13 protein-coding genes are annotated in these 13,238 nt (G+C 56.3%); 6 read left to right on the forward strand and 7 right to left on the reverse strand.

The genetic code is table 11. The annotated features are described in order from the left end of the window. Positions 1-64: 64 nt before the first annotated feature. Positions 65-2,404: a tetratricopeptide repeat protein gene (locus tag H6F57_RS28280; protein WP_190627001.1), complete on the forward strand. Its 2,340-nt coding sequence runs from the start codon at positions 65-67 to the stop codon at positions 2,402-2,404. Positions 2,405-2,515: 111 nt separating this feature from the next. On the opposite strand, the gene H6F57_RS06830 is transcribed toward H6F57_RS28280, so the two are convergent. Next, complete coding sequence (locus H6F57_RS06830; RefSeq protein ID WP_190627003.1) at positions 2,516-3,175, reverse strand: DUF2834 domain-containing protein; 660 nt, start codon at positions 3,173-3,175, stop codon at positions 2,516-2,518. A gap of 243 nt (positions 3,176-3,418) precedes the next feature. On the opposite strand from H6F57_RS06830, the gene H6F57_RS06835 reads away from it, so the two are divergent. Next, a complete protein-coding gene (locus H6F57_RS06835; protein WP_242024876.1) occupies positions 3,419-4,435 on the forward strand; it encodes a pentapeptide repeat-containing protein in 1,017 nt (338 codons plus the stop codon). Further along, positions 4,435-4,761 (forward strand): divalent-cation tolerance protein CutA, encoded by a 327-nt coding sequence (cutA, locus tag H6F57_RS06840; protein ID WP_190627005.1) that lies wholly within the window; start codon positions 4,435-4,437, stop codon positions 4,759-4,761. The genes H6F57_RS06835 and cutA overlap by 1 nt, the downstream gene beginning before the upstream one ends. 78 nt (positions 4,762-4,839) lie before the next feature. Here cutA and H6F57_RS06845 read toward each other — a convergent pair whose 3' ends face one another. Beyond that, positions 4,840-5,220 carry a hypothetical protein gene (locus tag H6F57_RS06845; RefSeq protein WP_190627007.1) on the reverse strand — a complete coding sequence of 127 codons (381 nt, stop codon included), beginning with the start codon at positions 5,218-5,220 and terminating at the stop codon, positions 4,840-4,842. Positions 5,221-5,661: 441 nt separating this feature from the next. Here H6F57_RS06845 and gndA point away from each other — a divergent pair, with 441 nt between their 5' ends. Both gndA and H6F57_RS06855 read left to right on the forward strand, forming a co-directional pair. Then, on the forward strand, positions 5,662-7,086 hold the full coding sequence (gene gndA, locus H6F57_RS06850; protein WP_190627009.1) for an NADP-dependent phosphogluconate dehydrogenase: 1,425 nt from the start codon (positions 5,662-5,664) through the stop codon (positions 7,084-7,086). 433 nt (positions 7,087-7,519) lie between these two features. Beyond that, positions 7,520-8,503, forward strand: coding sequence for a glutathione S-transferase C-terminal domain-containing protein (locus H6F57_RS06855; RefSeq protein ID WP_190627012.1), 984 nt, complete (start codon positions 7,520-7,522; stop codon positions 8,501-8,503). Between the two features lie 113 nt (positions 8,504-8,616). On the opposite strand, the gene H6F57_RS06860 is transcribed toward H6F57_RS06855, so the two are convergent. Together H6F57_RS06860 and H6F57_RS06865 are read right to left on the reverse strand one after the other, a co-directional pair. After that, positions 8,617-9,576, reverse strand: coding sequence for a hypothetical protein (locus H6F57_RS06860; protein WP_190627014.1), 960 nt, complete (start codon positions 9,574-9,576; stop codon positions 8,617-8,619). Positions 9,577-9,612: 36 nt separating this feature from the next. Then, positions 9,613-9,753, reverse strand: a complete 141-nt coding sequence (locus H6F57_RS06865; protein WP_190627016.1) for a hypothetical protein — start codon at positions 9,751-9,753, stop codon at positions 9,613-9,615. A gap of 321 nt (positions 9,754-10,074) precedes the next feature. Here H6F57_RS06865 and H6F57_RS06870 point away from each other — a divergent pair, with 321 nt between their 5' ends. Then, a complete protein-coding gene (locus H6F57_RS06870; RefSeq protein WP_190627019.1) occupies positions 10,075-10,971 on the forward strand; it encodes an isoaspartyl peptidase/L-asparaginase family protein in 897 nt (298 codons plus the stop codon). 130 nt (positions 10,972-11,101) lie between these two features. Here H6F57_RS06870 and H6F57_RS06875 read toward each other — a convergent pair whose 3' ends face one another. The 3 genes from H6F57_RS06875 to H6F57_RS06885 form a co-directional block, all read right to left on the reverse strand. Beyond that, positions 11,102-12,055 carry an isoaspartyl peptidase/L-asparaginase gene (locus H6F57_RS06875; protein WP_190627020.1) on the reverse strand — a complete coding sequence of 318 codons (954 nt, stop codon included), beginning with the start codon at positions 12,053-12,055 and terminating at the stop codon, positions 11,102-11,104. 183 nt (positions 12,056-12,238) lie between these two features. Further along, positions 12,239-12,382, reverse strand: a complete 144-nt coding sequence (locus H6F57_RS06880) for a DUF2256 domain-containing protein (protein WP_190627023.1) — start codon at positions 12,380-12,382, stop codon at positions 12,239-12,241. Further along, a complete protein-coding gene (locus tag H6F57_RS06885; RefSeq protein WP_190627026.1) occupies positions 12,383-13,087 on the reverse strand; it encodes a GUN4 domain-containing protein in 705 nt (234 codons plus the stop codon). Positions 13,088-13,238 lie beyond the last annotated feature (151 nt).

Genomic DNA, 13,238 nt, shown 5'->3' on the forward strand with positions numbered 1-13,238 from the left:
GCCCCCTTGACGCCCCCTCAGGCATCGCCACGCCTCAGCGGTTTTAGTCATCAGGGGAAACAACGTGGCCGATAATCATTGGTTGACAAGGGCCGAACGCGCCCTGGTTGTAGGGTCTGGCGTCGGTGCCGTGGCATCGATTGCCGCCCAAAACATTGCGCTGGCCTCGGCACCGCTCACGGTGCTGGCGGCGGTTGGGATACTCAACCGCAACCGCGTTGAGCAGCAGCTCGAAGAAGCCCAAGAAAAGCTCGCCCGCCAGCACCGCCAAACCGGGCACCGCCTCACCAACCTGAGCAAACAGGTGACGGCCATGCCTTCGCCCGAGGCGCTGACCAATTTTCAGCGGGCGGTGATGGAGCGCAACAACCATTCTTTCATCCGCCTTGCTAAGCAGATCAACGGCCTTAAAGCCCACGTTGACCAGCGCATTGAGGCGCTGCCCACCCCCGACCTGACTGACATTCACCAGCAGATTGCCCACCTCCAGGAGCAGTCGGCTGCGGCCCAAGTGAGCTTCGAAAACCTCAACACCTATATACAGCGGCTAGCCACCACGCCTCGGGTAGAGGCTGCCGAAAACAAACTTTCCCAGGTCAAAACCGACCTGATGCAGACGCGAGTGAGCTTAGAAAACCTGCGTTCAGAAACACGCATTCTGGTCACCAATCTGCAAGACGCCCTGGGGCAAATCGATCGCCGCTGGCAGGAGTTTCCCCAGAGCAGTGCCCCTGGCCAGTACCGATCTGAACTGGGAGAGGTCGTCAAGGCCATGGCTGCCTTGGTGCCCCAGTCAGAATTTAGCCGACTAGTAGACCATGTCAAAGACCTGACTCGCCAGCAAACCCGCTTAGAGCAAGCCCTGACCAAAATTCCGGTGGGCACGGTGAATGGGCTTCCGACGGCACCGCCCAGCACCGCCGAGCTAGAGCGCCTGACCGCTGAGGTGCAGCATTTGCAGCAGCAGGTCAACCGCCAAGAAACCGCTGGCCAGACTCAGGAACAGGTACAGCAGGTAGTGTCACAGTACCTGGGGCAGGTGAAGGCCCAGGTAGCTCAGCTGGAGGGGGTGACGCGATCGCTCTCCGAACGCCAGCAGCAGTTCACTAGCCAGCTGGTCACCGCCCCCGACGACGCCGCCAACCGTAAAGCCCTGATGCAGCTAGCCCGACGGGTGCAGCAGACCGAAACCGAGATCAAAACCTCGCGCCAAGAACCCGTGGCCACGGCCAAGCCGCTGCCCTTGCCCCAGCCCGAGTGGATCATTGACCTCCCCGTGGTCAACGCCACCGAACCCCAGGCGATGGCCAGCCGCCATGCCCTAGAGACGGCCCTAAGAACGGCCACGCGGCGGGTGCTGCTGGTGTGGCCCTGGGCTAGCTACGTCACCATCGACGACAGCCTGCTAGAGCAGTTTCGCCAGCTGCTCGATCGGGGCGGCCAGCTCGAAATTGGCTGGTGCCACCGGGGCGACCAGCACGACGGCCGCCTGGCCTGGCGCATTAGCCAGCGCTGGGGCACCGAGTCGAGCCAGCTCCAGTTGCTCAAGGCCTCCCTCAATCAGCTTTTGCCCCTGCGAGAAAACTACCCCGATCGCTTCAAATTCAGAATCATGGGCACGGCTGAGAGCTATCTGGTCTGCGACAGCGGCAGCAGCACCCCCGCTGACAACACCCTAGGGAACACCTACGCCATCGTCAGCCTTAAGGCACTGCCCACCCAGAGCGCTGCCATCCCTGACCTAGATGCCAAGCTGCGCACCGCCGAACCTGCGGTCGTCCATGCCCTCATGCAGCGCTTCCACAACCCGACTATTCCCCCAGGGAACACGGTAGCTTTCTTTAACCGGGGCACCACCCGCCATGACCTGCGCGACCAGCCCGGCGCGATTAGCGACTACAGCCAGGTGATCAACCTCCAGCCCGACCACGCCATTGCTCTCAACAACCGCGGGGTGGCCCAGCTCGAACTCAACCAGGCCGTGGCCGCCGAGGCCGATCTAAGCGAGGCGATTCTGCAAAACGGCAAACTGTTTGCCCCCCTCTGCAACCGGGGCTGGCTGCGCCTAGAGCAGCGCCGCTACGCGGCGGCGATCGCCGACTTTACCCAGGCCATTGCCCTCAAGCCCCACCTGCCCATAGCCTACGTGTATCGGGGCAGCGCCCTGCAAAAGCTGGGCGACCTCAAAGGCGCAGTGCGTGACTACAGCGACGCCATTGCCTGCGGCGACCCCATTGCGCTGCCCTACTGCTACCGCAGCGCCGCCTACCAGAGCCAGGGCGACCAGGCTAGGGCGATCGCCGATCTGGAGCGAGCCAGCGCCTACCTCGAAGCCCAGGGCGATCGCCAGGGGTTGTCCTCAGTGCAGCGCACCCTGAGCCGGTTGCAGAGTATGACGGCGTAGGGGAACGGGGAAGATGAGGGAGATGAGGGAGGTAGGGGAGGTGGGGAAGTAACCGTTTCTTGTCTTCCTAATCTCCCCCATCTCCTCTTTACCCATCTACCCCCTACTCCCTCACGCCCCTACGCCCTCTACTGCCGGACTCTCCTCAATAGACGGCCTCAGCGCTAGATACAAACACGCGCCTATCAGAGGCAGGGCCAGTACCACCGCGACCACCCAGGGCTGACTCATGCCCCGGCGGGCCATATCGTCGCGCAGCAGCACCGGGAACAACAGCCACAGGGCAACAAAGTCCAGCGACATAACGTGAATAAAGCGGCTGGTCTGCCACTGCTGCCAAAAATCGAGCCAGTCTCCTTTAAGTAATGCAAAGGCTGCCAGGGCGATCGCCCCCGCTGCTAGGGCCGCCCCCAGCCAGCGAGACTCGACCAGTCGCAGCAGCACACTTTTGGGGCCGCTAAAATTTGGGTTGGGCTGGCGCAGGGCCAGGTAGGGCAACAGCGCAAAGGCTCCTACCGCAAACGACACCAGCACAAAGGGCCAGGCCCGCTGCTTTTGTCCGTGGCCGTCTGTTAAAGCCACCGCAGCATAGGCCATCGGCCAAATTCCCATGGCGTTAAATAGGGCAACAACGGTAGGGTTAATGCCCTCCCACGCGCCTGTGGAAAGTTTTAAGATCAGATCAGCGGTGTCAGGGTGATTGGGAGGAGCAAGTATAAACGCATACAAAATAAACCCGAGCCAAAGGCCCCAAAAAATAAATCGATTCATGCCTTGTCAAGTGCTAAGTTTCTCACCAAATTATCAAACAAAAGCAACGAAGTCTGTCAGCCTAGAAGAAAGCAAATAAGCTGTACTCAAGCCGCACAGACCCTATGGGCGGTGTTTGTTAAAAAATAATTAAACACATTTTGAACTGTAAATTTATGTTCCTGAGTCGTAGTTAAAGAAGCGTTAACCTTACTCATAAACCTCATTTTTAAGGTTGCTTTTCATACCCTCTTCACAGCCTGTATGCCCCAATTTTGGGAACCTGCCGTGCCCTTAGTCGCCCCCCGTGAGTCTGGCGCTTCCCCGGCTCACCATAGAAGCATTATGCACATTAAGTATTTTCTCGAGCTTTACGAAGCTGGCTATCGTGACTTCACCGGCGTTAGCCTGGCCGGTGGTGACTTTAGCCACCACATTTTGGTAGACGTTGACCTCAGCCGCGCCAATCTCAAAGGTGCCAACCTCAGCCGCTCTTTTCTCACCCAGGCCAACCTCGACTACGCCACCCTCAACTGGGCGAACCTGAGCTTTGCCAAAATGAGCGAAATTCACCTGAACCAGGCCGATCTCACCAAAGCAAATCTGCGTGGATCCTTTTTAGTGCGGGCCGACCTGCGCAAGGCCAAACTTAGCGGCTGCGACCTGTGCCATGCCAACCTGCGCAATGCCGATTTGCGGGAGGCCAATCTCTGTGGCGCCAACCTGACCGGAGCCAATTTGCGCGGCGCGAATCTGAGCGGGGCCAACCTATCTTGGGCGCATCTCACCGGAGCCCGACTCAGTGGGGCCGACCTAGAGCGCACCTGCATGGATGCCGTCAACCTGGAAGGAGCCTGGCTCAACGGCGTAGACCTGCACGGCATGAATTTGGCCGGGGCGAACCTCAAAGAGGCCAAACTCAACGGGGCCAATCTCGATCACGCCAACCTCAGCTCGGCCAATCTCACTCACACCACCATGCGCGGGGTGAGCCTAGTGGGGGCCAACCTCAGCGGTTCTGACCTCACTGGGGCCATATTGTGGAACGGCATGCTTGACGGTGTAGACCTTTCGCGGGCTGACCTCACCCGTGCCCACTTGGGGGAAGCGTCTCTCAAGGCAGCGGTGGTGGTGGGCACTGAGTTCACCGAGTCGGTGCTGCCGGCAGAAGCTCGTGCCTACCTCTACGAAACGGTGCAGGGGGAAACCCGTTGGACCCATCGTCCGGCGCGGGAAACCCTGAACCAGTCGCAGTTTGTCGATCGCATTCCCCAGCAGTAATGTCGCCCCCATCGTTAGGAGTCGTTCTAGTCACTGCTGGTTCTGAGGCTGAGGCCGAGAGCCTGGCCCGCCATTTGGTAGAGGCCCGTCTAGCGGCCTGCGTCAGCGTGTTGCCGGTGCGTTCTGTTTACCGTTGGCAGGGCAGAATCCACGCCGAGCCCGAGTGGCAGCTGATCATTAAAGCCGACCTCAGCCAGTTTGATGCGCTCACCCAAGCCATTACCCAACACCACAGCTATGAGGTGCCCGAGATCATCGCTCTACCGATTGTGGCTGGTTTGCCCGATTACCTAACCTGGCTCCAGGCCCAGGTGCAGCCGTCCTAAGAGCAAAAAAAGGGACCGGCCAACGGCCAGTCCACAATTTAACTACTCAAGGAGATTTGTAACCACAGTCAAGCCGATCTAGCGGCGGTAGGCCAAAGCCACCTCACTCTCAATCTCAGCTGGCTCAGATACCAAAACTGTCTCAGTCTCGGTGGTTAGGCTCAGGTCAACTTCAGCCTCCAGGGCTGCCGCTTGGGCTTGCCAGCGCTGGCGCATTAGCAGAGTGCCACCGGATAGCAGAGCGGCGATCGCCCCTAAGCCACCCAGAGCTACGCCCAGAGCGTTACTGTTAGGCGAGGCCGCCCAAAAGCCACCAGGTCCATCGCCCAACGTCGAAATTCCAGAATCACCCAAGTTAGACAGGGCACAGCCAGAGTATGCAATTCCAGGGCCAGCAGTAGCCAGAAGACCGGTCGCTACCACAGAAGCCACCAGGGCAGAACGAGACAGGAGTTTCATGTCAGATAGAAAGAACGCCACAACGTAACGTCATTGTTGCGGCACTTGCACAATTCCACAGCTGCAAGGGCTACAGAATCTCAGAAAAATTACGGAAGGCGGTGGGAGAGATAGGGAAGAACGCCCTGAATGGTTAGGGCTGACATCGATTACGGCTCTCCTATACTCTTCACCTACAGACCAACCGTAAGCAGGGGCTGAAAAGCCGAATTCTGCACCTGGGGTGGATACCAGCTGCTATGAGGTCAGGAATTCCTGGCTTTTGGGCCTTACACCTAAAGAAAACCTTTGGGAGCATGGCCATCCCGAAAAAGTTGTTTAGGCTGTTGACAGTTTTGAGGGCAGCGGCATTCCGTTAACGTCCCACTACCCGCCCACCCTATAGTTTTCCGTAGAAACCCGTTTTAGACCTCCGACCGAACCGTTACCGAGAATATTGATATGGCACAGAGTTTTGGTGTAATTGGGCTCGCCGTTATGGGCGAGAACCTAGCGCTTAACGTCGAGAGTAAGGGCTTCCCGGTGGCCGTGTACAACCGCACTGCCGCCGTGACCGAACGTTTTATGGAAAAGCGTGCCCAGGGCAAAAATGTCAAGGCCACCTACAGCCTGGAAGAGTTTGTGCAGTCTCTAGAGCGGCCCCGACGCATTTTGGTCATGGTCAAGGCCGGGGCTCCGGTAGATGCTGTGATTGATCAGCTGCGCCCCCTGCTGGATGACGGCGACATGATTATGGACGGCGGCAACTCGCTCTACGAAGACACCGAGCGCCGCACAAAGGATCTGGAATCTACGGGGCTGCGGTTTATCGGCATGGGGGTCAGCGGCGGTGAAGAGGGAGCGCTGCTTGGCCCCAGCTTGATGCCTGGCGGCACCCGCGCGGCCTACGACTCGATCGAGCCCATCGTCAAAAAAATTGCGGCTCAGGTGGATGACGGCCCCTGTGTCACCTACATTGGCCCTCGCGGCGCGGGTCACTACGTCAAAATGGTGCACAACGGCATTGAGTACGGCGATATGCAGCTGATTGCCGAAGCCTACGACCTGATGAAAAATGTGCTGGGTCTCGACCACAACCAGCTCTTTGACGTGTTTGCCGAATGGAATCTTACCGATGAGCTAGATTCCTTCCTGATTGAAATCACAGCCGACATTTTCACTAACATCGACAGCGAAACCAACAAGCCCCTGGTAGAGCTGATTACGGATGCGGCGGGTCAGAAGGGTACTGGTCGCTGGACGGTGATGAGTGCCCTGGAATTGGGAGTAGGCATTCCTACCATTACTGCGGCGGTCAACGCGCGGATTATGTCATCGATTAAAGAGGAGCGGGTGGCGGCCTCTAAGGAGCTGAGCGGCCCCTCGGCTAAGTTTGACGGCGATACTAAAACCGTGATCAACAAAATCCGCGACGCACTGTACTGCTCGAAGATCTGCTCCTATGCCCAGGGCATGGCGCTAATCGGCACCGCGTCTAAGGCTTATGAGTACGATGTCAACTTGGGTGAAACAGCCCGCATTTGGAAGGGTGGCTGCATTATTCGCGCGCGTTTCTTAAATAAGATCAAGCACGCCTACGATGAAAACCCCAGCCTGCCCAACCTACTGCTGGCTCCCGAGTTTAAGCAGACGATTCTCGATCGCCAGACGGCCTGGCGAGAGGTGATCGCGATGGCGGCAACGTTTGGCATTCCGGTGCCGGCGTTTAGTGCGTCGCTGGATTATTTTGACAGCTACCGGCGCGATCGCCTGCCGCAGAATCTGACTCAGGCGCAGCGCGACTACTTTGGGGCGCATACTTACCTGCGGGTCGATAAGGAGGGCACGTTCCATACCGAGTGGAAGAAGGCTCCGGCTCGGGTCTAAGGCGTTTCCTAAGGCTAAAGACCTCACTCACGCTTTTGCCGTCGATTCCACTAGGATCGGCGGCATTTTTTGCCTGTAGGGGTGAATGGTTATTCGCCCGATGCAATGTCTATGGCTTTGCTCAGGCTAGATGCTGTATCAGCATTGTCGCTTTGTGGAGGCTTGGGTTGTTGCGGCGCACAGTTATGGGTAGAGGCCAGATTTGCCGCCGGGGCCATTTCGCTGGCCCCAGACCCCCATCAAGAAGGACGTTCCGTCGTCCTTCACCTCACGGAAAGGAGTTATTTAATATCGGTTTAAACCCCTGTGCTGCAAAGTGGCCTTTAGGCAACTCCGGTAGACCAAGCAATGCTTTCCCATAGGGTAGGTAATGCTTACCCTTTTAACCACCGCTGCCTCGGTATAGTGAAGGCATCCCCTAGCTAAGAGTGTTATGGCTGGTCTCCCGCCGGGTTTGCTGATTCGCACCGCTAAGCAGATTTGGACGACGCTGTGGCAAACTATGATGGGGCAGATGGCCCCCAGCAGCAAGAGCGGTGACTACCAGCGGCCCGAGAGTGAGTTTCGGCAATGGATTCAACCGAATGGCCCCTATCCACCCGCCGCAGGGCGCTATCAATTGATTGTGGGGATGGGCTGTCCGTGGGCGCACCGAACTTTGGTGACGCAGGCTTTGAAGGGATTGGAGGAGGCCATTTCAGTTCTCCCCGTCATCCCCTCCCCTGACGAAGGCTGCTGGGTGTTTGAAGCCCCCTTTCGCAGCTGTCGCACTCTGCCGGAACTCTACCGTCAGGCCCAGCCAGGTTACAAAGGGCGCGCCACAGTGCCGGTGCTGTGGGATACGCAGACGGCCAGCATTGTGAACAACGAAAGTGCCGAGATCATTGTGATTTTGAATGAGGCCTTTAATGAGTGGGCGACTCAGCCAGAGGTCGATCTCTATTCAAGCCCACTAAAGGCAGACATTGACCAATGGAACGATCGCACCTACCAGGCCATTAACAATGGCGTCTATCGCTGCGGCTTTGCCCAGACCCAGGCTGCCTACGATCGCGCCGTCACCGAGCTATTTGATGCGCTAGATGCGATCGACCAGGCTTTGGGGAATCGCTCCTACCTCTGCGGCGATGCGGTAACGCTAGCCGATGTACGGCTGTTTACCACGCTCTTTCGCTTTGATGTGGTCTACTACAGCCTGTTTAAGTGCAACCGCCGCCGCGTTCAAGACTACGCCCATCTCGGCCCCTACCTGCGGCGTCTGTATCAACTGCCTGGGGTAGCGGAGACCTGCGACATTGAGGCAGTCAAGCGCGACTACTACGGCAATCTGTTTCCCCTTAACCCCGGTGGCATCATTCCCTTCGGCCCAGATTTGGAGTATTTGAAAGCTCCCACTGAAGTGCTGTCCAGCCTGTAGCAATTTCGCCCAATCTGAGCTAACCCCTTGAAGGTAAAGGAATTGGCGAGAGCCCGATGCCCAATTCATTGTTTCGACTGAACTGGTGACGGCTACATACCAAAAAATTAGCTTTACTGTTTTACTAAGCCTTCCTCCTTCATTTCATACCCTAAAAGCTGAGAAAAATAATCGAACGCGTCTTGATGCCGGTCATACATATGTACAACCGGCATCAATTTGCCATCGGTAGTAAATACTCCATCGGGACGTACTCTAAAGCGATCCCAGGATTTTTGAGTCTGTGTGAGAACAGGCCCGCTGGCGTTTTCATAAATCTCAAGGGAAATATGGTTAAACGCATTATTATAAAAGAGATGATTGAAGACTGACTGCTCAATTCCTATAAAAGGAGTTTTCAGAATCTCTCCGCATAGAACGTTAAGGAAAGCATTTACACCTTTTGAATTACCCATGATTGTGCCTATGCAGAGAGCAGGTTTGCCCTCCACGGCCTTCAAATTCTTTGAACCGTAACTTTCGTGATACCACCTGGTATCCCAGTTGTTGTCATCGCCGTATTGAATATCCTGCTTAAAAAAATATAGATCCGAGGCACTAATCTCTTCAAAGAAGGGTGCCTGAAACGCCACATCTTTGACGTCGGACATCAGTATCTTTTGATAGTGAGGATTCGCTTCTAGAAAGTCTTTGTAGCTAAACCAGCGAACAAAGTGGGGATGGTGCCACAGCTTCAAGAGCTGAAGGTACATTTCGTAAAATATAATCCTTAACGACGGCGTATTTTGAGTCGCCAAGGCCAACCCCCTAGCTGGGTAGAGTATGCTTCTATTTAAAAGCTTTGAGAACTTGCTGACGCTGGGGGAATAATTATTTGCAGTATGCAGAAATGTTACTGAGTATTGTTTTCCAATCTCACAGAGCTGATGGTCAACCTTGTTGGTGTAAATAACTAAATCACACGTCTGAGGAGAATAGACGCAGCGTAGAGTTTTTGCAAACAACTCCAGCCTTTCTGGGTGAAGATTAGTCGCAAATCCAAGGACAACGTTTTCAGCTGGATGATTAAACATAATGGTTAAAATCTTTACTTGAAATACACAACTCCCCTACTGAGAAATAAACCCCGTCACCAGCAGGGGCAGCAAAATCAGCGCGGTCAAAATTACCATCAGCGTTGGCACGTCGATTTTCAGGACGTTTTTTTCGGAAGCTGAGGGATTGCGTTTGGAAGAATTGGGGTCAGCCATAGCGGTTACACCACTCCGGTGAAGGTATCTGAGTTTAGCTCCAGGGTATCCCCCACGCCATCGCTCCTATGGTAGGCCGCACCTTGCTGATTCGCCCTCCCCCGATCGCTGCGGGCGATCGCCCCAACCTTTCGCCCGATGCTACCTCAAGGCGGCATCGGGTCTAAAACACTACCCTTGGGGCAATCAACACTCGCTCTCGCTGCGTCAAACCTCATCCTTCAACGGGCCTCAGGGTTGCTCTTGCGATGGAGATGCGGCCAAGCCTCGCTGACTACGCTGTACAGATAATCGTTTTTCTAATCAAGGAAAATACAACCTATGAAGCCAGTCATTATTGTTCATGGTGGAGCAAAAGACATTTCAGCCGACAAAGTGGCCGCAAATCAGGCGGGTTGTTTAGCTGCGGTAGAGGCGGGTTGGAATGTGCTGCACCGAGGTGGTAGCGCTGCTGCCGCTGTTGAAGCCGCTATTTGCGTCCTCGAATCTGACCAAACGTTTAATGCAGGCTTTGGCTCAACCATGAATAGCGCCGGAGAAGTTGAAGCCGATGCCGCCATGATGGCAGGGGCAACCCTAGCCTGGGGAGCAGTGGCGGCGGTGCAGGGAGTGCGGCATCCCATTAGTGCGGCCCGTAAAATTATGGAAGATAAACCCCGGTTTTTGGTGGCTAAGAGTGGGGAGCGCTTTGCCCTAGAACACGGATTAGAAATGTGCGCCAAAGAAGATTTGGTTAGTCAGGAGCAGTACCAGGAGTGGAAAGCGGAAGTTGAGGTTTTAGATCGCCCCAATACTGTGGGCTGTGTCGCTTTGGATGTCAACGGTAACCTAGTAGCGGGCACCTCTACCGGTGGCACAACAGGTCAACCTCAGGGTCGAGTAGGGGATACTGCCCTGGTGGGCTGTGGGTTGTACGCCGATAACCGCCTGGGGGCTTGCTCAACTACAGGCGATGGCGAGTCCATTATTCCAGTGGTGCTGGCCAAGACCGCAATTGATGGGTTAGCGGGGGGAAGCCATCCCGATCAGGCCGCGCAGCGGGCAATCGACACGCTAGTGGCTCGGGTAGAAGGAGAAGCGGGCTGCATTTTGCTCGATCGCCAGGGCAGAATGGGTTGGGCTTACAACTCGTCAGATATGGCGGTTGCCTATATGGCCGAGGACTTGCCAGAACCGGTTGCATTCACCGGCAAGAATCGACCCGCTGCGATCGCTTAAACTATTCACCTAACCACAATCGCTGCCCCAGCAGTCTAAAACCTGTTGAATGGTTAGCACGACCGGCTGGCGTAGGCGAATTGTCGCAGGTGCTAACGTGCAGCTCAGTTAAAGCGTTAAGTCCAAAATGTTACACCACTCCGGTTGAGGTACCTGGGCTTAACTCCAGGGTGTCACCCAGGGCCTCGCCTGTGTGGTAGGCCGCGATCAGCACCTCGCTGGTTTTGCCCCAGGCAATGTCTCCCCATTGGCTCAGGGCGATCGCCCCAAAATCCCGCCCGTGGTTCGTCGCTTCCGCAAAGGTTTTTTCAAACGCCGTCGCAATCTCCATGCCATCGGTCACCCGCACGACAATGCGGGCTGCCAGGCATTCGTCAAGAATGTCTTCGCCAATGCCCGTACAGCTCACCGCCGCAAACGCGTTGGCATAGGTACCAGCTGGGGTAGCTGAGTCACTCACCCGCCCCAGCCGCTCTAGCCCTTTGCCGCCGGTAGAGGTGCCCACGGCCAAGCGTCCTGACCCATCCAGCACAATCACACCAATCGTACCCCGCCGACTTTCGGAATCGGCAGGTACATCCACAGTCTCGGCCACCACCCCAGCCATGGCGCTTTGAAAGTTGGTGGCCCGCTCCCTCATCCATTCTTTCAGGCGTAGATCGGTCACCGGGTCAAAGGGCACCAGGCCCATCTCGCGGGCTAGCTCAGCCGCGCCATAGTCGGAGACGATGCGATCGGCAGCAGGTTGTAGGTAAGCGGCTAGATCAATTGGATGCCGCACCCGCGACACATTGATAACGCCGCTAAACCGTTGAGCCTCACCATCCATCAGGCCCGCACTCATGCGCACCTGGCCGTCAGATTGCAGCACCGACCCATACCCAGCATTAAAGTGGGACGAGTCTTCCATCAGCTGGCAGCCCAGCACGACGCAATCGCGGGCGCTAGCCCCCGACTCAGCTTTGCCATAGACCTCGTTAACAATACTGTGTAAATCTTCCTGCAGGGTCAGCAGTCTTTCCTTGTGGCCCACTGAGCTACCGGCTCCTCCGTGGATGATTACCTTGGGTAAGGGCTGAGTCATAGCAGCTGTCCTTAAGAATGCTTTCCTATCTTAAGGGGTTGATTATTAGATAACTGTAGCGAGGGCGATCGCACCGCTAGCTCAATTCGCTAGGTTCACCGGGGTTAAAATCTCCATCCAGCATCCTTGCGAGGCAACAGACAGCAGGCAAGGCTGGCGAGAACGCCTTTTCAGGTTAAGGCTCTACTGGCGACGACGGCGGCAGCGATCGCTGCAATACTTCACCTCATCCCAGCAGTCAGCCCACTTCTTGCGCCAGGTAAACGGGCGCTGACAGACCGGGCAAACCTTGGTAGGCAGGTCGGCCTTAGCCCGCTGCTTCGGCACCTATGCCCCTTCGTTCCACGCGGGGTGAGTCAGGAGCGATGACATCATTCGTACGCCGCGCAGCTGGTTTGACAGGGGTAAGTGACCGTCAGGAGCGCTCAAATCCCAAATAAAGCCGCCGGGGTAGCGAGTCCAGATGTTGTCGTCCTTCCAGGCGATGCGGGGCCAAAACTTATCCCAATTTTGACCCAGGCTGAGCCAGAGACGGCGCTGCACCGAGAAGCCAAACTTACCCTCCGAGTAAAGCAGCCACAGCCGGTCAATGGTGTGCAGATCCACCACCGGAAACTGTTCCACCTCAGTGAAGTAGATCCACTTGCGCTTCACCGCCGTCGGCCCTGCCAGCTCACACAGCTTGGCCAACGTCAGCCGATCGGCCTCTTCAAACTCCTGCTGAATTAACACCTCTTGCAACGGCCCGTAGTCTACGCCCTGCTCTGACGGCATCTCCAGCCGCCCCTGGGGCCAGTGCTGAGCCAAAACTCCGCGCAGCTCACTCTGATCAGTGGCGTAGAGTACCTGAAAAATCTTGCCGTCTAAAATCGTGGGTGGCTCATCTTTGCGCTCCACTATGGTAGCGGTCAACACCTCCAGCCCCTCTTGCCCCAGGGCCAACAGCTCATGCACCGCCGAAAGCTGCTTTTTCAGCGAATCGCCCTGGAGCTGAGCGCGCAAATTCATCAGTGTGTCGCCGTCCGAAACCATAGATACCGCATGAAAGTGCCCGTTCTCAATGATAGAACGTGTTGGGCAGGGAGGTGAAGTGGGGGGTGGGGGAGATAGGGAGGATAGAGAAGTTTGGGCAGAAAGCTTTAAGTTTTGAATTTTGAGGGTTGAATGCCTGGTGTATAGCAAA

The sequence above is a fragment of the Leptolyngbya sp. FACHB-60 genome, assembly GCF_014695775.1.
GTDB lineage: Bacteria > Cyanobacteriota > Cyanobacteriia > Phormidesmidales > Phormidesmidaceae > Nodosilinea.

Bases quoted from the DNA above. Each gene is read 5' to 3' on its own strand.
- gndA (WP_190627009.1), top strand. From the start codon at position 5,662: ATGGCACAGAGTTTTGGTGTAATTGGGCTCGCCGTTATGGGCGAGAAC.
- H6F57_RS06875 (WP_190627020.1), bottom strand. From the start codon at position 12,055: ATGACTCAGCCCTTACCCAAGGTAATCATCCACGGAGGAGCCGGTAGC.
- cutA (WP_190627005.1), top strand. From the start codon at position 4,435: ATGTCGCCCCCATCGTTAGGAGTCGTTCTAGTCACTGCTGGTTCTGAG.
- H6F57_RS06865 (WP_190627016.1), bottom strand. From the start codon at position 9,753: ATGGCTGACCCCAATTCTTCCAAACGCAATCCCTCAGCTTCCGAAAAA.
- H6F57_RS06835 (WP_242024876.1), top strand. From the start codon at position 3,419: ATGCCCCAATTTTGGGAACCTGCCGTGCCCTTAGTCGCCCCCCGTGAG.
- H6F57_RS06855 (WP_190627012.1), top strand. From the start codon at position 7,520: ATGGCTGGTCTCCCGCCGGGTTTGCTGATTCGCACCGCTAAGCAGATT.
- H6F57_RS06885 (WP_190627026.1), bottom strand. From the start codon at position 13,087: ATGGTTTCGGACGGCGACACACTGATGAATTTGCGCGCTCAGCTCCAG.
- H6F57_RS06830 (WP_190627003.1), bottom strand. From the start codon at position 3,175: ATGAATCGATTTATTTTTTGGGGCCTTTGGCTCGGGTTTATTTTGTAT.
- H6F57_RS06845 (WP_190627007.1), bottom strand. From the start codon at position 5,220: ATGAAACTCCTGTCTCGTTCTGCCCTGGTGGCTTCTGTGGTAGCGACC.
- H6F57_RS06870 (WP_190627019.1), top strand. From the start codon at position 10,075: ATGAAGCCAGTCATTATTGTTCATGGTGGAGCAAAAGACATTTCAGCC.
- H6F57_RS06860 (WP_190627014.1), bottom strand. From the start codon at position 9,576: ATGTTTAATCATCCAGCTGAAAACGTTGTCCTTGGATTTGCGACTAAT.